At 70.6% G+C, this 17,513-nt stretch carries 14 protein-coding genes; 4 read left to right on the top strand and 10 right to left on the bottom strand.

Features of this window, described 5'->3' with window-relative positions:
* Nucleotides 1-71: 71 nt before the first annotated feature.
* Both ACIBP6_RS31140 and ACIBP6_RS31135 read left to right on the top strand, forming a co-directional pair.
* Complete coding sequence (locus ACIBP6_RS31140; protein ID WP_397057418.1) at nucleotides 72-746, top strand: FadR/GntR family transcriptional regulator; 675 nt, start codon at nucleotides 72-74, stop codon at nucleotides 744-746.
* Between the two features lie 11 nt (nucleotides 747-757).
* Nucleotides 758-1,225 carry a MarR family winged helix-turn-helix transcriptional regulator gene (locus ACIBP6_RS31135; RefSeq protein ID WP_397057417.1) on the top strand — a complete coding sequence of 156 codons (468 nt, stop codon included), beginning with the start codon at nucleotides 758-760 and terminating at the stop codon, nucleotides 1,223-1,225.
* Here ACIBP6_RS31135 and dnaN read toward each other — a convergent pair.
* The 8 genes from dnaN to ACIBP6_RS31095 all read right to left on the bottom strand — a co-directional run bounded on the left by dnaN (nucleotide 1,203) and on the right by ACIBP6_RS31095 (nucleotide 10,021).
* The gene (dnaN, locus tag ACIBP6_RS31130; protein WP_397057416.1) at nucleotides 1,203-2,300 is read right to left on the bottom strand and encodes a DNA polymerase III subunit beta; all 1,098 of its coding nucleotides are present in this window, start codon (nucleotides 2,298-2,300) and stop codon (nucleotides 1,203-1,205) included. The genes ACIBP6_RS31135 and dnaN overlap by 23 nt on opposite strands.
* A 101-nt stretch (nucleotides 2,301-2,401) precedes the next feature.
* On the bottom strand, nucleotides 2,402-3,052 hold the full coding sequence (locus tag ACIBP6_RS31125) for a response regulator transcription factor (RefSeq protein WP_397057415.1): 651 nt from the start codon (nucleotides 3,050-3,052) through the stop codon (nucleotides 2,402-2,404).
* Nucleotides 3,052-4,476 carry a sensor histidine kinase gene (locus tag ACIBP6_RS31120; protein WP_397057414.1) on the bottom strand — a complete coding sequence of 475 codons (1,425 nt, stop codon included), beginning with the start codon at nucleotides 4,474-4,476 and terminating at the stop codon, nucleotides 3,052-3,054. The genes ACIBP6_RS31125 and ACIBP6_RS31120 overlap by 1 nt, the downstream gene beginning before the upstream one ends.
* A gap of 72 nt (nucleotides 4,477-4,548) precedes the next feature.
* Entirely contained in the window at nucleotides 4,549-5,934 is a 1,386-nt protein-coding gene (locus ACIBP6_RS31115; protein ID WP_397057413.1) for an ATP/GTP-binding protein, read from the bottom strand.
* Between the two features lie 182 nt (nucleotides 5,935-6,116).
* Complete coding sequence (locus ACIBP6_RS31110) at nucleotides 6,117-7,613, bottom strand: SCO6880 family protein (protein WP_397057412.1); 1,497 nt, start codon at nucleotides 7,611-7,613, stop codon at nucleotides 6,117-6,119.
* The gene (locus ACIBP6_RS31105; RefSeq protein WP_397057411.1) at nucleotides 7,600-8,856 is read right to left on the bottom strand and encodes a hypothetical protein; all 1,257 of its coding nucleotides are present in this window, start codon (nucleotides 8,854-8,856) and stop codon (nucleotides 7,600-7,602) included. The genes ACIBP6_RS31110 and ACIBP6_RS31105 overlap by 14 nt, the downstream gene beginning before the upstream one ends.
* Before the next feature lie 5 nt (nucleotides 8,857-8,861).
* The gene (locus ACIBP6_RS31100) at nucleotides 8,862-9,656 is read right to left on the bottom strand and encodes a hypothetical protein (protein ID WP_397057410.1); all 795 of its coding nucleotides are present in this window, start codon (nucleotides 9,654-9,656) and stop codon (nucleotides 8,862-8,864) included.
* A gap of 83 nt (nucleotides 9,657-9,739) precedes the next feature.
* Nucleotides 9,740-10,021 (bottom strand): hypothetical protein, encoded by a 282-nt coding sequence (locus tag ACIBP6_RS31095; RefSeq protein WP_397057409.1) that lies wholly within the window; start codon nucleotides 10,019-10,021, stop codon nucleotides 9,740-9,742.
* A gap of 398 nt (nucleotides 10,022-10,419) precedes the next feature.
* Between ACIBP6_RS31095 and ACIBP6_RS31090 the strand changes: the two genes are divergently transcribed.
* A complete protein-coding gene (locus ACIBP6_RS31090; RefSeq protein ID WP_397057939.1) occupies nucleotides 10,420-11,349 on the top strand; it encodes a C40 family peptidase in 930 nt (309 codons plus the stop codon).
* 44 nt (nucleotides 11,350-11,393) lie between these two features.
* The gene (locus tag ACIBP6_RS31085) at nucleotides 11,394-11,981 is read left to right on the top strand and encodes a hypothetical protein (protein WP_397057408.1); all 588 of its coding nucleotides are present in this window, start codon (nucleotides 11,394-11,396) and stop codon (nucleotides 11,979-11,981) included.
* A gap of 127 nt (nucleotides 11,982-12,108) precedes the next feature.
* On the opposite strand, the gene ACIBP6_RS31080 is transcribed toward ACIBP6_RS31085, so the two are convergent.
* On the bottom strand, nucleotides 12,109-12,705 hold the full coding sequence (locus tag ACIBP6_RS31080; RefSeq protein ID WP_397057407.1) for a hypothetical protein: 597 nt from the start codon (nucleotides 12,703-12,705) through the stop codon (nucleotides 12,109-12,111).
* Nucleotides 12,706-12,710: 5 nt separating this feature from the next.
* On the bottom strand, nucleotides 12,711-17,417 hold the full coding sequence (locus ACIBP6_RS31075; RefSeq protein WP_397057406.1) for a hypothetical protein: 4,707 nt from the start codon (nucleotides 17,415-17,417) through the stop codon (nucleotides 12,711-12,713).
* Nucleotides 17,418-17,513 lie beyond the last annotated feature (96 nt).

Raw genomic sequence — 17,513 nt, 5'->3', positions numbered from 1 at the left:
GAGTCTGGAATAATGAGGATCCCCCAGTCATTGACTCATAGGATGATTGGCTTTCCCGGAGGAGGCGGACTGTGAGTCTGCGTACGGCGCAGCGGGCTTCGCTCGTCGACCAGGTGATCGATCAGCTCAAGGAGCAGATCACATCAGGATCCTGGCACATGAACGGCAAGATCCCCACCGAGACGGTCCTCGCGGAGCAGCTGGGAGTGGGGCGTAACACCGTTCGCGAGGCCGTGCGCGCGCTCACCCACGCCGGGCTGCTGGAGTGCCGTCAGGGCGACGGCACGTACGTCCGGGCGACGAGTGAGCTGTCCGGCGCGATGCTGCGCCGGCTGCGCCAGGCCGAGCAGCTCGAGATCCTCGAAGTACGCCGGGCGCTCGAGGTCGAGTCCGCGCGGCTGGCGGCCACGCGCCGCACCGACGAGGACATCCGCCGCATCGAGGAAGCGCTGGCCGAGCGCGAGCGGGCCTGGGACCTCGACGACCCCGACTACTTCGTCGAGGCCGACCTGGCCTTCCACATGGCGGTCGCGCACGCCACCCACAACCTCGTGCTGATCGACCTGTACGAAGACTTCTCCGCGGCGCTGCGGGCCAGCATCACGGCGGCCGGCACGTCGCTGAACAAGAGCTACATCCCGCACGACGCGATCGCCCGGGCCATCTCGGCCGGCGACGCGGCGGCGGCCGAGCGGGCGGGTCACGCCTGCATGGAGCACATCCTCATCGCCCTCACCGAGGCCTGACCCCTTCACCCGTGGGCAGGAGCCGGCGCAAGCGGCAGGATCCCGATCTCGGCATCCTGTCCAGCCGGACGCTGTTCAGCCTGCAGCGGGAGTTGTTCACCAAGATCTCTGAGCTGGGCTACGCGGGGCTGCGGCCACGGCACGGCGCGGTGCTGGCCTACCTTGACGACGCCGGCAGCCGGGCCACCTACCTGGCCGCGCAGTCCGGGCAGCACAAGCAGGTGATCGGCACCCTCGTCGACGAGCTGGTCGCGCTCGGCTACGTCCAGCGCAGGCCCGATCCGGCCGACCGGCGGGCCAAGCTGGTCGTGCCCACCGCGAGAGGGCGCGAACTGACGGCCGCGACGGACGCCGTCCTCGCCGCCATCGAGGCGGAGCACGCCCGGGCCGTGGGCGAGGAGGCGTACGCGGAGTTCAAGAGGGTCTTCCGGCTGGTCGCCGAGCGCCAGGCGGGGCTCAGGTCTGACGCAGCGACATGACGAGGTAGCGGAAGACCGGCTGGGCGTCGCCCGGGACGTCCTGGACGAGGGCGGGCCTGGTGGGCGACTCGAGGTTGATGCGGGCCAGCTCGGTGTCGATGCCGGTCAGGCCGTCGAGCAGGAACTGCGACTGGAAGGCGATCTGGATGTCGTCGCCGCGCAGCTCGCACGGCACCACCTCGGTGCCGCGGCCGACGTCGCCGCCGCCCGCCTGGATGAGCACCTGCCCCTGGCTGAACGACAGCCGGATCGCGGTGTTGCGCTCGGCCACCAGCGCGACGCGCTTGATCGCGCCCACGAACGGCTCCACCGCCACATCGGCCCTGATCGACCAGTCGGACGTCAGCCGCGAGCGGTAGTCGATGAACTGCTCGTCGAGCAGGCGCACGGTCGTGCTGCGCCCGACGCTCTCGAACCCCGCCACCCCGTCGCCCATCGCGACCGCCACCTCGCCACCGCGCAGCGACTTGGCCACCTCGACCAGCACCTTCGCCGGGACCATGGCCGAGACGGCGACGTCGGGGCCGACCGGGCGCCAGGTGAAGTCGCGGGCGGCGATGCGGTAGCGGTCGGTCGCCGCCATCGCCACCGACTCGCCCTCGATGTCGATGCGGATGCCGGTGAGCATCGGCAGCGTGTCGTCGCGGCTGGCCGCGGGGGCGACCTGGCCGACCGCGGAGGCGAACACCCCGCCGCCGACGGCGCCGATGACCGGCGGCATCGTGGGCAGCGTCGGGAAGTCTTCGACCGGCATCGTGATCAGGCCGAACTCCGCGCTCCCACAGGTCAGCACCGCCTCCTGACCGTCGGTGACGATCTCGACGTCGTCGGCGGGCAGGCTGCGGCTGATCTCGGCCAGCAGCCGGCCGGGGATCAGCACCCTGCCTTCCTCGGCCACGTCGGCGTCGACCGCGGCCCGCGCGGAGACGTCGTAGTCGAAAGCGGACAGGGTCAACTCGTCGCCCGCCTCCAGCAGCAACCCGGAGAGAACGGGGACGACGGGGCGGCTCGGCAGGACGCGGGCGGCCCATGCCACCGCATCAGCCAGAACATCGCGGTTAACCCGGATTTTCACCTGATACCACCTCTTCGTCGCGCGCCGTGCTCTATGAAAATAGCCGGTGCCACCGACAACTCCCCGCCGTCCGGAGGAGATGGGCGGGCGCCTGCCGGTGATCAGCGGTTGTTGAGGTAGGCGAGGACGGCGAGGACGCGGCGGTTGTCGTCTTCCGACGGAGCCAGGCCGAGTTTGGCGAAGATGGAGGCCGTGTGCTTGGCGACGGCGCTCTCGCTCAGGAAGAGGCGCTGGGAGATGGCGGCGTTGGAGCGGCCCTCGGCCATGGCCTCCAGGACGTCGCGCTCGCGGGGCGTGAGCGCGGCCAGCGGTTCGTTGCGGGCGTTGCTGGCCAGGAGCTTGGCGATCACCTCCGGGTCCATGGCGGTGCCGCCCGCGGCCACGCGGCGTACGGCGTCGACGAACTGGTCGGCGTTGAAGACGCGGTCCTTGAGCAGATAGCCGATCCCGCCCGAGCCGTCGGCCAGCAGCTCACGGGCGTAGAGCTGCTCGACGTGCTGGGACAGCACGAGGACGGGCAGGCCGGGCACCTGTTTCCTGGCCGCCAGCGCGGCCTGCAGGCCCTCGTCGGTGAACGTGGGCGGCAGGCGTACGTCGACGATGGCGACGTCGGGGCGCAGCTCCAGCAGGCCCTTCAGCAGCTCGGGGCCGCTCTCCACAGCCCCCACGACCGCGAACCCGTGGGCCTGGAGCAGATGCACCAGGCCGTCGCGGAGCAGGTAGAGGTCTTCGGCGACGAGGACGCGGTTCATCAGCAGATCGGCCCGGGGAACAGCCGTCCGACCCAGTGGTCGCGGTTGTGACTGGCGGGAATGCGGACGGCCATGACATGCATGATGACACCGAGCGCGGTCATTCCCAGAATCGTCGGCCACTGCAGGGGCTCGGGCATGCGCAGGGCGAGGAACCAGCTCGGGTCGCCGTCGTACCCGGCGACTTTGAGTACACCGGCCACGAGGCCCTGCGGGAAGGTCGGGCACCAGGCCGTCGCCCACAACCCGATGACCAGCGCCGACTTCCAGCGCGGCAGGTCGGGCTCGCCGGCCCAGTATTCGGGCAGCACCCGCGGCAGCTCCATGGTCACCGTGGTGGGGCCTCCTGGAGGGCTGTGCAGGGCGAGCACGCCGTCGAACGCGGCCAGTCGCTGCTCGATGCCGGCCAGGCCGCTGCCCTTCGACGGATCGGCGCCGCCCATGCCGTCGTCGGTGACGGTGACGCGCAGGGCGCCACCGCCGGCGCTGATGTCCACCGTGGCGGTACGGGCGTCCCCGTGGCGGGCGGCGTTGGACAACAACTCGCTGACGGCGAAGTAGACCGCGGCCTCCACGGGCGCGTCGGGCCGGTGCGGCATGTCGACGTCCACCGTGACCTGCAGCGGGCTGTCGATGGCGAGAGCGCGTACGGCGTCGGACAGGCCGCGCTCGGCCAGCACCGGCGGGTGGATGCCGCGGATGACCCGGCGCAGCTCGGTGAGGGTCTCGGAGGAGGCGTCACGGGCCTTGGCCAGCAGCGCCTTGGCGGCGTTCGGGTCGGTGTCGACGAGCTGCTCGACGGCGCCCAGGGTCATGCCGATCGCCACGAGCCTGGCCTGGGTGCCGTCGTGCAGGTCGCGTTCGATGCGGCGCATCTCGGCGGCCTGGGAGTCGGCGGCGAGGTTGCGCGTGCGCCTCAGGTGGGTCACCTGACCGGCCAGCCGGCTGGCCGCGGTCACGCCGAGCAGCAGGTCGGCCCAGAGCGCGTAGACGCGCATGCCGCGTTCGGGCATCACCAGGAACAACGGCACCAGCGCGACCTTCACCAGCGGGTCCAGCACCAGCCACGCCTCGTCGCGCCAGGTCGCCGGGTCGGCGAGCATCCATTTCCACCGCTCGCTCCAGGCCGGCACGCGGGGCGTCTTGTAGAGCGTACGGTCGGAGCGGTACATCCCGTCGGCCTGCGGCACAGGAGGCGGCGGCGCGGGCAGGTAGGGAGGCTCGATGGCCATGCCCGTCCAGCGCCCGACGAGCCGCCGGTGCAGCTGGGCGAGCCTTCTGACCATCCTCACCTGTGGCGGGAACAGGAAGACCATGCCCAGCGCGAACGACACCAGCAGCATGACGGCCGCCAGGGCCGCCACCGGCACCTGCACGCCGGCGAGCGCGAGCAGGACCGCCAGCTGACCGAACCTCCGAAGCATGCTCTCCAGTGTGCGGCAACCGGACATTCCAGGTCACTGTACCTAGCACCACATCTTCTGCGATGTGCACACCTAGCGGGGGGTGGAGAGGGCCCAGCGTTTGTTGGTGTCGTTGACTGCCAGCTCGGCCGGAGTGAGGTCGATGTGGACCGGGATGCCGGGCCTGCCGCCGACCTTGACCAGGAACTTCCCGCGGCCTGGGGGCTCGCCGTCGCGATCGCGGGCACTGTCCCAGCTGGGTGGGGTGGACCAGTCCACGATCATGCGTTGCTCGTGCGCGGACATCCGCACGACCTGGGTGAGCGAGGCCATCTCGGCCTCGGGCAGCCCGCCGCAGATGATCATGCCGGCGCGTTCGGCGAAGCCCCGGGCCTTGAGCCGGTCGGCTTCCTCCGTGAGGGCCAGCAGGTCGCTCATGGTGTGCGTGATCATCGCTTGGCCGACGCCTCGTTGCCGGTTCAGACGGGTGAGCGCGTCGACCCGGTCGACCAGGCCGCGGCCGGCCCGGAGTACCCGCCACAATTCGTCCAGCACCACCCAGAAGCGTCGTTGTGGCGCCAGCTGGGCATCGGCCAGGGCGTTCGCGGCCTCGATCGCGCCGAACCCCTCCGACCAGCAGGCCAGCAGCACCGCCGCCTGCAGCTCCTGATCGGCCTCGTCGATCCCGGAGATGTCGATGCAGGATCCGGCCGGGGTGTCCAGCCGGATCGGGGTGGTGGTGGCACGGGCGAAGGCGTCGCCGAGCGGCCCGTCCAGCAGCCCGAGCAGGGAGGCGTGCAGGGGGTCGACGACCTGCCGATAGCGCTCGTCGCTGCCGCGGGCCAGGGTGACCGCCCGTACCGGGTCGGGGCCGACGTCTATGACGTGGATCAGGTCGGGCAGGATCGGTACGCCCTGGTGGCGCTCGTCCAGCACCCGCAGCGCCGCCGACAGGATGGTGCGTTCGGTGTCGGCCACGGGCCGGCCGCGCACGATGGTGATCAGGGCGGCGACGGCGTTGAGACGGCGGCCGTGCGCGTCGGCCAGCAGCCGCTCACGGTCCAGGCCGGACAGCCGCGCGGCGGCGGCGCCGATCTCGCCGGGATCCAGCACGTTGAGCGCGCCGAGTCCGCGACCGAGCTTGATGATCTGCCCGCCCATGGCGGCGATCAGATCGGTGTAGTCGGGCTTGAGATCGCCGAGCACCAGGGGGATCACGCCGTAGCCGGCCAGGCCGACGACCTGGCGGCGTACCAGCGTCGACTTGCCCAGCCCGGGCTTGCCGAGGACGAGCTCGGAGGGGTTGTGAATCAGTCCGGCGCGGGCGAACCACGAGATCGGGTCACAGCACAAGGTCGCGCCGCCGGTCAGCTCGCGCCCGAGCGGCACGCCGATCGCCGGTGTGCTGCACCCGACCCCGAACGGCCACAGCCCGCACACCTGGACGGTGGTGCCGCGCCATTCCGGCGGCGCCTCCACGTACGGTACGCGGCCACCGCCGCGCCCGCGGTACCCTCGCGCGTTGGGCCGTCGGCCGGAAGGCAGGGAGGCGTGAGTCGCACCTGGCATGATCGTCCTGTCCACTGGGGTCTCTTCCGCGCTGGGAAACGCCGGGCCGCCCGGGATGGCGCTGGAGTCCTTGGCCTCCGTGCCGGGCGAGGTCACATCGCCTCCCGGACGAATGTGGGGATCCGCAGGTGGTCGGGCAGGACCAGGCCGAGGGGCAGCGCGGCGGCGAAGCTGGCGGCTTGGGCGCCGTACATACGGCGCAGCCGTACCCGCGCCGATGGGGCGAGTGTGTCGATCGCGGCGACGGCCGCGGGCAGGTCCTCAGGCCGCGGGACGGTGGCGGTGACGAGCATGGCGAAGCGCACCAGGCCCGCCCCCTTGGCCTCCTCGCGGGCGCTCTGGTCGGCGGCGGCCACCGCCACGGTGTCGCGGGCGGCGGCGTTGGCACCGCCGAGGCGGAAGCGGGCGTCCTTGCGGTCACGCTCGACCAGGCGGGCGGCGCTGCCCGGGTCGTAGGGCCGGTACAGCAGGGAGACCCGCTTGCGGGTGATGTCACGGTGCGGTATGAGCAGGTCGGTGAGCACCGGCGAGAGGACCTCTCCCCGGGGGGCTTCGCTCATCCCCCAGGTGACGGAGACCCCGGAGTCGTGCCGGTAGTGGTCCCAGGCCTCCTGGGCGGCGGCCGGGCCGATCTGGTCCCAGGGCTGGGCAAGCGGCTCACCGCCGGAGCGGGCCGCGTCCAGCAGTCGGTGGCTCTCGGGGTCGTAGGCGATACGGATGGCCTCGGCGATCTCGGCGCTGGTCATGGGCCGGGAGGCGCCGGCGCCAGCCATGCTGAGTCCGGCGGTCAGGCCGGGCAGGCGGGTGGCGATCTCGCGGGTCATGGCCTCGGTGGTGCGGAGCCGGCCGCCGCCGCGCGGGTTCGCGGCATAGGTGACGGCTATCCGGGTGAAGACCTGCGCGGATCCGGCGGGGTAGGTGCGTACGACGTCGTTCAGGACGGCCGCCGCCAGTGCCGGGGCGTCGGGTGAAAGGTTGTCGGCGACCTCGCGCTGGAGCCGGGTGCCGAGGTCGGGCGCGGTCTCGATCGTGACGGTGGCCGCCACGAGGGACGGCTCGTAGGCGAGGCCTGCCAGCCACTGGCCCCAGTGCGCCACCCAGGTGTCGACCTGGTCGCCGTCGACCAGCGCGGCCCCGTCCACGGACGCCTCGAACACCGCGGTGTAATGGCCGGTCGTCGGCAGGACGATCAGGCCGAAGTCGCGGCCGCGGGAGTCGGTGGCGTCCACGACGTGCGAGCGGGCGGCCAGGCCGGGCAGTTGAAAGGCGCCGGCGTGAGTGAGGCCGAGCGGGCCGGACCGGTACAGGTGCCGACCGCGGCTGCGGCCGCGCAGCCAGGACAGGCGGGCGATCGCGATCTGCAGGCCGGTACGGCCGTGCCGATCGCGCACCAGCAGCATCGGCGCCAGTACGAAGGCGATGGCCGCCGCGAGGACCAACGCGGCCCACAGCGAGACCATCATGGTGAGCAGGCAGGCGACCAGGCCCCCGAGGAGCAGCAAGGTGCCCATCAGGCCCAGCTCGCCGATCCCCGGGCTGGCGGGGCGGCGCCAGTTGCCGTAGGTACGCTCGGAGTCAGTGGTCGCCATCCGGTCCTCCTTCTCGTGGGGGTGGCTGGGAGCCGTCGGCGGCGCGGCGGACCGTGCCGGTCCTGGTGGTCGCGGCCGCCACACGCCCGGCCGCCTTCGTGGCCGTGGCGCTGCTGTCCGCTTCCGCGGCGGCGTCCTTCGAACCGGCGGCGTTCGGGGTGTTGCCCAGGGAGTCCGTCGCGGGTCCGGTGGCACGTGCACCGCACGGCCCGGCGGGGCGGCCGCCTCTGCCCGGGTCCACGCCGGAGGTGGCGGAGTGGTTCCTGCCGAGCGCGGGCAGGACCCGAGCTCCGGTGGCGACGCCCGAGACGGCCATGGCGGCGCCGGAGCCGCCACCGCCGGAGCCGACCGCGCTGATCGCCGGGGACAGCAGCCGCATCAGGGCCGGCAGCGCCACGACCGCCAGGATGATCATCAGCAGGCCGGACATCTGCGCCAGCTCGGAGGTCGGAGTCCCCATCGCCAGGAAGGCATAGCTGTAGACCGTCGCGGCGGCCGGCTTGTACAGGGCGAAGGCGAGGGCCCAGACCGCGATGCGGGTCAGCCAGACGCGCCCCGCCTGGGTGCCGCTCAGGGCGGCCGCTGTCGGCAACATCCCGACCAGCAGCCCGAGCAGGGCGACGCGCGCCAGCATCAGCATGATCTGCAGGACGCAGGAGATGATCGAGACGAACGCCAGGATGATCATCAGGCCTGGGGGCAGTGTCAGGCTCTGGAAACTCGCCAGCCGGGTGATCGCGCCGGCGAAATCGGCGCCGGAGAGCGCCTGGCCGATCATCCAACCGGAATAGGCGTCCCCGGCCTCGACCAGCAACGACATCACCGCCGTCCCGCAGCCGGTGACCACCGTCAGGGTCAGCAGGCCCGCCGTGGCCTGCATCGCGGGCTCGGCCCGCCGCCGCAGGGCGAGCCGGCCCGCGGCGATGATCAGCCCCAACACCGCCAGCAGGGCTACGTACCAGTGCGTACGCTCCTGCAGCCAAGCCACCGGACCGACGCTGTCGGACAGGGGCGGTGCCGGGGCGGTGGTCGCGGAGAAGTCGGCCATCATGCTCAGGACCTTGACCTGGGCCTCCTGCAGCGCCGCGGCGAGCTCGTTGATCACGCCGCCGCCGGCGACGCCCTCGCCGGCGCCGCCGAGCCCCGCGCACACCGCGTCGGCTCCGGGCAGGTCGCACACGCCTGTGTCCTGCGGCGCGGCCGACGGACCCGGGGCCGGGGCGAGCACTGGCACGGACCACATGGCGATCACACCCCTCCCCAGGGCACGAACCCCGCCAGCGAGGTCACCGCCTGCAGACTCGGGCTGATCGACCCGTCGGGCTGCAACTGCAACCGCCAGTCGTCGCCGCTCCACACCACGGTGACGGTGTTGACCTGCAGTTGCCCCGTGGCCGCGAAACGGGAGACCAGTTGGACGGTGGCCACCTCAGGGGTGTACGAGGCGATCGCGAAGGCGGCCAGTTGCCCGTAGCCGCCGACGGCCCGGCCGGTGTCGGTACGCACCCGGCCTCGCTGAGCGGCGTAGGCGTCCCGGCCGGGGCCGGGCATCACCTGCAACTTGACGACGCGCCGCCAGTCATCGGCCAGGACGAATCTCGTGGCGATCTGCCAGGAGGCGATCAGCGCGCCGGTCGGCGTACGGGAGTAGCACCGGTTCACGTCGGCCTCCTTGCGGTGCGGGCCGTGCTCGCGTGAGGCGGGTTCGGCGACCCCGTGGAACACCGTCCACGCGACGTCGTCGGGCGGCTGCGCCGGCAGCGCCTGGGAGGCCGCCTTTGGGGTGGCCGGACACTCGCCCGGCCCCGTGGTGGACGGCGTGGACGCCATGGAGGGCATGGAGGGCATGGAGGGCATGGAGGGCATGGACGGCGGCGCGGCCGCCGAAGCCGATACCGGCCCGGTCGAGCCGGACGGAGCCGGCGGCAGCGGCCTGTCGGCGGTGGAGTCGCGGTCGGACAGCATGAGCACGATCACGGCCAGGACCGCCAGTAGGGCCACGAAAACGGCGGCCGCCCAGAACGCCGCGCCGCGCGAGGCCACCGGATCGTGCGGAGATGACGGATCGCTTGACGGCGCCGGGGTGAGGAGATCGGGCGGCTCGGAGGATCGTCGGCTGGTCGAGGTCATGACAGCAGGGCGCCCACCAGGCTGGAGGCCGAACCGAGGAGCACGCAGGCGGCCATCACCCACGCCAGCCCCGCCGCGTGCCGGCCGCCCTCGCCGCGGTGGTGGACCAAAGCCATCCGGGCGGCCACGCCCATCACCCCGGCCACGCACACTCCGGTCACGATCCACGCCGCCCAGCCCAGCGCCGTCAACAGTTTCTCCGATCCGGGTGGCGGCGTTCCCACGCCAGGGTCCGGGACGCTGGCGAGCAGAAGCAGATCAGACAGCACATGCGTCATGAAGGTCCTCCGGTGTGATCAGATGCGATGATCTGGTGCAAGTCGCCGGCCCCATGACCATGTCCCAGGGTCCATGCTCGTATAGAAAATGACTAAGCCCGCCCTATTTCTCCCAAAACTGGGCGCCCACAGCGGCCGACTAACCGAATAATCGGCCGCACGGGCCGTTGACCAGGTAAAACCTTACTGTGCGGGATCACGCTCAGCCACTAGCGACACCTTTCTCGATGCGGCGTCGACAATGACCGGAAGCGGCGAATGAGCATCGATGATTCCCGGCGTTGACACCATTGAAATCGCAGCGAGAAGAGGGGTATCGGGGCGCATTCGTCATGAATAATGGTGGAAAACTGGCCATCGTGGCGACGGCCGCATTCCTGGCTCTCTTGATCGGCTTGGTGCTCCTTCTGAGCGGTGGCCCGCCGGGCCCGGGCTCGGCGGCCTCGCTGCGTCCTGGCAGCGTCCCCGCCGCCTACCAGGCGTGGGTCAGCCGGGCCGGCCGGCTGTGCCCGCAGGTCACCCCGCCGCTCATCGCCGCCCAGGTGGAGGCGGAGAGCCGCTGGCGTCCCATGGCCCGATCCAGCGTGGGCGCGCAGGGCATGGCCCAGTTCATGCCCGCCACCTGGGCGAGCTACGGCCGGGACGCCGACGGGGACGGCATCACCAGCCCCGACGACCCCGAGGACGCGATCATGGCCATGGCGCGGTACGACTGCGCCCTCGTCCGCACCATCGCGCGGCTGCCAGGGGACCTGACCTCCAACATGCTCGCTGCCTACAACGCCGGCCCCGCCGCGGTCCTGCACCACAAGGGCATCCCGCAATATCCGGAGACCCAGGAGTACGTCCGCCGCGTCCTCGCCCGCGTCGCGCACTACACGGACACGTCGATCACGGCGATCAGCGCCACCCGCTTCGGCGCCGCCGTGGTAGCCACTGCCCAGCGCTGGCTGGGCACCCCCTACGCCTGGGGCGGCGGCGGCCCAGGAGGTCCCACCCGCGGCATCGGCCGGGCCACCGGCATCATCGGCTTCGACTGCAGCGGCCTCGTGCTCCATGCCGTCTGGGCCGCCTCGGGTGGTCGCGTCCAGCTCCCCCACCTGGCCGCCGCCCAGGCGACCAAGTACGGCACCCCGGTCCCCCGCGACCAGTTGCTGCCCGGCGACGTCATCGGCATCGACCACCGCGACGGCCGCGGCATCAGCCACATCGTCATCTACATGGGCCGCGGTCAGGTCATCCATGCGCCCCGCCCCGGCGACGTCGTCCGCATCGCCCCCTTGAGCGCCTTCACCTCCGCCACCTGGACCATCCGGAGGTACGCATGAGCCCGCAGCCCCGAAGTCCCGTCCCACCCACCACCCCACCGGCCGTGCGATCGGCCGTCCGATCGGCCGTCACAGCCGTCGTCGTTGCCGCGCTCGCCGGATGCGTCCCCACCGGGCCCGCAACGACCGCGCCCGTCCCCGTCCCCGTACGGGAGACGCCGACCCTGCAGTCCTCGGCCACGGCCACCACCGCTGCCCCGGTCCTGGCCACCCCAGATCCCGACACGATCGACCAGCGCGACGCGGACGCCGTCAGCACCGCCGTCCTGACCACCATGTGGAGCATCGACACCACCACCGACCGCGATCAGCGCGATGCCGTCCTGCGCGCCGCCGGCTGGCTGAGCCCGGCCTACCTGGCGGACCTGCGGACCGGCCCGCGGGTCGGCACCGATGCCGCCTGGACCACGTGGGCCGCCCACCGCGCGCACACGCGGCCGGCCCTGACCGCAGGCCGTGACACGCGTCCACCCGACACCGCGACCCACGCCTACCGCCAGTGGCAGCTCGCCGTCACCCCCATCGGCGCCGACGGCTGGCGTGGCCGGCCACTCACCATGACCGCGTTCGTCGTGCTGCAACGCCGCGAGCGCAGCGCCCCCTGGAGCGTCACCGCCGTCACCTTGCGCTGACCACCCGCGCCCGGGCCGGCCGGGCGTGACACCCGGCCGCTTCCGCCACGGCGCCGGTACCCCCGCCCCTCGGAACAGAAAGGCGCCGTGGCCGGCCCGGCCACGGCGCCTTCAGTAGGTGCAGGCCTCAGCCCTTACCTACTGCCCGCACCTCCAACCGTTTGTCGGCCTTGGACGCCATCGGCCGGCGCGTCTCGACGGTGATGTTGTACTCCCCGACCATCGCCACCTTCGTGACCGCCTGGTAGGTGCCGGGTTGCCCGGGCACCTCGGCCATGACGATGGGCCCCTGCCGATGGGCCATCGGCATGGCGACCATGTCCGTCCAGGCGACGACCTCCGCCCTGGTGATCGGGTCGTAGGTGCGAGGCGCACTCACCTGGGCCTTGATCCCTACCTGCAGGTCACCGAGGTGCGTGGCGGTCACATCGATCGCCGCCGCCGACTGCGCCCCGGCCGCTCCCTGAGCCGCCACCGGTTGGGCACCGGCCGCCGGACCGGCGACCGGCGCCGACGGCGCCGTCGGCCGGGTGACGAGGAACCCGATCACCCCGATGGCCAAGGCGAACGTCATCCCGACGCAGCCGCCGAGCAGCAGGCCATGGCGGAACGGCGTCAGCCCCGCGGATTTCCGCGACGGGCGCCGTCCGCCCCGGACCGGCCTGCGGGCCGGCGCCGGCTTACCGGGCGGCTGGTCGTGGTCGGGCAGCCTGAGCTTGCTCATCAGTCTCATCGCGACCGCCGCCAGTTACCCTGACCCGTCGCGCCGAACCACGCGTACGGCAGCTCCGACTCGGCCGGTTCGTGGTCCTCATCCCGCGCGTACGGCAGGTCGGACTCGGCCGGCTCGTGGTCCTCATCGCGCGCGTACGGCAGTCGCGACTCGACGGGCTCGCGGTCCTCGTCCCGCATCCGACCGTCGGGCAGCGGGATCAGGTCCGGCCGGAGCGCGGCGTGCACCCGGAACAGCCCCCACTGTCCACTGTTGAGATGACGGGGCAGCGTGCTGGAGCGGTAGAGATAGTCGCCCGGCACGTGGCGGTACCCGCCGGCCCCGCCGGTGCTCGTCGGGTCGGCGACGATGTCGTAGACCACACCCGGAACGATGTTGTAGACACTGCCCGGGTTGAACTGCCCCTGGGTCGCCGCGATCTGCGACTGCGGGTCGGCGGGCGACCGGCGCCAGGTGTGCGCGTGCAGGGCGAAGCTCGTGGAGCGCGGGTCGCCCACGGCCTGTCCCACCCGGAAGACCGTCCTGTCGCCGGCGTACGCCTCGAACAACGGCGTGGCCGGGTCACCGTGCACGGCGGAGCTGAAGATGTTGGTGATGTTCTGGTCCACGGCGAACCGGTGCGACCAGGGTTCGTTTGTGTAGTTGATGGAGAATTCCCCCTGATCCTCCGGATCGTCGGCCTCCCGGCTGGGCTCAAGCACCAGGTCGAAGTTGTCCGGCACGGGCTTGTCGTCCATCGGGTTGTTGTTCGTGTCCTTGCGGAACAGCGCCAGGTCGCTGTTCATCAGGACGATGTTCTCCCGGAAGTCCGGCTTCGTCGGGTGGGTGACCACCGCGCTGGTGCCGCTGCTCAGCGGCTGGCCGGTCTTCGGGTTCAGGAACTCGGAGCCGGGCTCCTCGATGATCAGCGCCCCGTACAGGCCGTGGTGCAGATGGTTCTGTACGTCGGCGTGATCCCGCAGCAGCGCCATCCCGATCGTGTCCCTGGGCAGCATCCAGTGGTACTGGATGCTGCGCCCGGGTGCCACCGCCTTGGGTGGCAGCGCCTGGACGAGTTGCGGGCTGATCGACGCCTTGGCGCTCACCGGGAAGGGCTTGAAGCCCGGCACGTTCTCCTCGTCCCGGGGCGGTCGCTGGAGGCACTGCGGGAAGCGCACCTCGTCCTCCTTGAAGCCGAGCTGCCCCGGTTCCAGCGCCTCGTGGCAGTGCGGTTTCATCTTCCGCGGATCGAGTTTGTTGGTGAAGTTGACCGTCACACAGTCGCCCGCGTTCGCCCTGATCACCAGTGGCTCGGGCTGTTTCCTGCCCTCACGCAGCGCCTGCTCGTCGGCCGCCAGCGCGTACATCAGGCCGTTCGGGTCATGATCGCCGGACCTGTTGTACGTGATGTCGTTGTTCATGGCGATGATGTCGAAGGTCCGGTTCTGGCCGGTCCGGCAATGTGTCGGCCGACCTTGGTGCCGAGCCGACACCAACTCGGTCAGCCGGTCGTCGCGCTCGCCGTCCTCACCCGTGCAGTCGTCCCGCGGGAAGTCCGGCAGCTCGCGGATCGGCGCCCTCCCGGAGTTCGGATTGGAGCACGAGAAGATGCGGAACAGTCCCCAGTCCCCGAGGAACCAGTCATCCGCACCGGCGTAGTTGTACTGGTAGTCGAGCACCCGCATGTCCGGTGTCGGTGGTGGTTCTTCCGCTGGGGGAGCCACGTCGAAGTATTCGAGCATGCCGATGTGCTGTGCTCCGACGACGTTCGACTCAGGATCTTGAGGCTCGAACCTCCACCGGAACTGGTCGAGATTGAATCCGTGCGACTCCTCTTGAGAGAGCTGGAAGAGCCGGAACTTCACCGGATCACCCTGGAACGCCCTGAGCAGCGGGGTGAACGGATCCCCGTGAACCGCCGAGTCGAACAGGGTCGCCGGGTCCCTGTCCCTGCGGGCCTCGAACGGCTCCAACCGGTAGTTGACCCCCATGCCGCCCTGGTCGTCGTTGCTCGACGGGAACTTGGCCGGGAAGATCGGCACCCCGAACGGGGTCTCGAACTTGTCGTCGTCACGCGTCCTGGGGTCGTTCGGCTGGAACAACGGCACGTGGTCCTCGATGAAGAGGGAGAAGTTGCGGTAGTCGACACCGTCCGTGAGCTGGTTGTTGACGTCGACCGTCGGCTCGCAGTGCAGGTCGAAGACGGTGCCGATGACCGGCCTCGTTCTGGAGTGCGGCAGTGCCGGCACGCACCCGGCCGGGTGGATGGTCGAGCCGCCGAAGAGCCCGTTCTTCTGATGGATGTTCGGGAAGAAGTGATCGTGCAGCGAGTTCGTCTTCACGTCCTCTTGCACGTAAGCGCGGTAGATGATCGTCTCGCCTGTGTCGGCGCCCTGGTCGTAGTTCCAGCCGTTGGCGGCTCCGTCGGACGTCAACACGTCGAAATGCACCATGTGCTGGTGGATGCTGACCTCATTGGTCACCTGCAAGCGGTCGAAGACCGTACCACCGAACTTCCTGGGCAACTCGTTGGTCAATTTGTAGACCACGCAGTCACCGACGTTGAGGATGGGCGCGAAGGGCTCCGGTTTCTTGCCGTTCAGCACCGCCTGTTTGTCGGACTGCAGCACGTAGACCCGCGCCTGCGGGTTGGTCCATTCCAACTCCGGGTTGTACTGCTGCTCGATCTGGATGGCCGCGACCTTGAACGTCTTGACGGGACGGCCCACGGGACACGGATCCTGGAAGAAGGCCCCCGGCACCAGCCCGTCCGGGTCGACCGCCGCCTCCTCCAGAGGGGTCGGCGGGAAGACGCCGCCCAGCGACCGCTCGGCGACTCCGAGCGGCGGCTTCGGCGCCTTGAAGCCGAACGCCCCCGGGACGAAGTCCGGGAAGCCCGGGGTTTCCAGCGTGGGCGCGGGCGGCGGCTGAATGCCGGGAACGTCCAGCTGATAGTCGAAGTCCGGCAGCGGCAACAGTGGCGGCACGGGTGTGCCGTCAGGGTTCCTCCGTGTTCCGTCCGACAGCTTGTCCAGCGTGCGGTTGAGACCCCACATGCCGGTGGCGAAGTGCGGATAGAGGTGGCAGTGGAAGATGACGTCGCCGAAGGTCGCCCGCTTGTCCTCACGCTCCGCCCCCGCGCCGCCCTGGATCACCAGGCCGTAGTGGCTCCCCGGGGAGACCGCCTGCACGTCGAGGATGTTGGTCTTCCTCGTATGGAAGTCGCGCCGGCTGATCTCGTCGATACCGCCCTCGTCTGCCGGGTCGAACAACCAGCGGTTGACGTGCCAGTGGAAGGTATGGGTCTCGAACTCGGCGGGATGCAGCAGCCGGATCTGGGTCGGCTCGGCGCGGTAGTTCTCGAACACCAGGTCTCCGCCGCCCGGGTCGCCGAACGGCCACGAGGAAAGCGACGTCTCCTCACCGATGCAGCGCTCCGCGTCGAAGCCCTGGGCGGTGCGCCTCGCTTCCGGGCACCCCACCTCCTCGCGGTTGTACCCGGGCTCGGCGCGGTAGTTGAAGGCGAACCACTCGAGCTTGACCGGGATCTCGCCCTGTACCAGGGCGTCGGCGTCGCCACCGCCGAGACCGGGCAGCGTGCCTCTGGTCAGCAGCCTGAGCTGGGCTCTCGTGGGTCGCACGCACTCCGAGCTGGACGGTTCCACATCGTCCTTGGCGCGGCAGAGCCGGGTGAGGATGCCCGGCTCCGCCTCCACCTCGTCATGCATGAACAGCACGTGCTCCCGGAAGTCCACGCCGTCCGGCCGCTTGATGACAGCCCGCGTCCCGGACTCCAGCGGCTCGCCGGTGTGGGAGTCCACCCAGGTTGCCCCGGGCTCCTCGATGACGAATGCGCCGAACGCGCCGAACGCGTGCGAGCCGATGAAGCGCACGTCGCCGTTGCGATCGATCGGCCTGGTCTGCTGGGAGGTGAAGTCCGCTCCGTCCTTGAACTGGAACTCCCCCTGCGTGTTGGCGTGCAGACTGTAGGTGACGGTCTGGCCGGGCCGGGCGGTGGAGTCCGGGTTGTTGCCGACCACGGTGCCGTCCGAGCGCTTGACGTTGTAGTCGAGGCCGTCGAAGTGCATGGAGGCGTTCGGGGCCTTCCGGGGATCGAAGTCGATCTCCGGAACGCTCAGGGCGGGCGCGAACTCCCGCGGTTCAGGGGTCACCGTACCCGGGGGCCGCAGGGTCTCGCCCGGCAGCGTGAAGATCGCGTTGTTGCGGATCTCCTCGTTCAATGGCGGCGCCGGTTCGTTGAGCCGGTTGGTGAAGTGCACCTTGATGCAGTCGCCCTGGTTGGCGCGCAGGGTCAGCGGCTCGATCAGGTCTTCCAGCGACCCTCTTCGCGGGTCGGCGGCCTGCGCATAGGTGGCGCGCACCTCCGCGATGTTCTTGTCGAGGACGTACATGCGCCCTTCGGGCACCACGTCACCGAAACGGTTGACGAACAGCGGCACGTTGATCAAGGAGACATCGAAGGTCCTGGGCTTCTGCCCGACGCACGGGTGTCTTGTCGGTACCTGAGCGCTGGGCAGCCTCTCGGCGATCGCGTGGCTCATCAGCCACATCGACCCTCCGGCCAGAGCCATCCACAGCCCCGCACCGGTGACCAGCAGCACCTTGAGTGGCCAGGACCGGTTGCGGGACCGGCGGGCGAAGAAGGCCGCCGCCACGACGGCCAGCACGAGTAGCGGTATGAAGTCTGCATACGGCGCGGACAAGTGTCCTCCTACCGAATATCCACCGAATGAAAGAGATTCGGCCAGAGGGGATGACCGCCTGCACCGCGTGGGCGCCTTCGAGACTTTCAACTACAC

Origin of the sequence: Nonomuraea terrae (assembly GCF_044465245.1) — a bacterium.
GTDB lineage: Bacteria > Actinomycetota > Actinomycetes > Streptosporangiales > Streptosporangiaceae > Nonomuraea > Nonomuraea terrae.
This window is presented reverse-complemented; position numbering and strand designations above follow the sequence as displayed.

Excerpts from the sequence above, each read along its gene's own strand:
- ACIBP6_RS31125 (WP_397057415.1), bottom strand. The coding sequence starts at position 3,052 with ATGAACCGCGTCCTCGTCGCCGAAGACCTCTACCTGCTCCGCGACGGC.
- ACIBP6_RS31120 (WP_397057414.1), bottom strand. The coding sequence starts at position 4,476 with ATGCTTCGGAGGTTCGGTCAGCTGGCGGTCCTGCTCGCGCTCGCCGGC.
- ACIBP6_RS31110 (WP_397057412.1), bottom strand. The coding sequence starts at position 7,613 with ATGGCGACCACTGACTCCGAGCGTACCTACGGCAACTGGCGCCGCCCC.
- ACIBP6_RS31105 (WP_397057411.1), bottom strand. The coding sequence starts at position 8,856 with ATGTGGTCCGTGCCAGTGCTCGCCCCGGCCCCGGGTCCGTCGGCCGCG.
- ACIBP6_RS31095 (WP_397057409.1), bottom strand. The coding sequence starts at position 10,021 with ATGACGCATGTGCTGTCTGATCTGCTTCTGCTCGCCAGCGTCCCGGAC.
- ACIBP6_RS31080 (WP_397057407.1), bottom strand. The coding sequence starts at position 12,705 with ATGAGCAAGCTCAGGCTGCCCGACCACGACCAGCCGCCCGGTAAGCCG.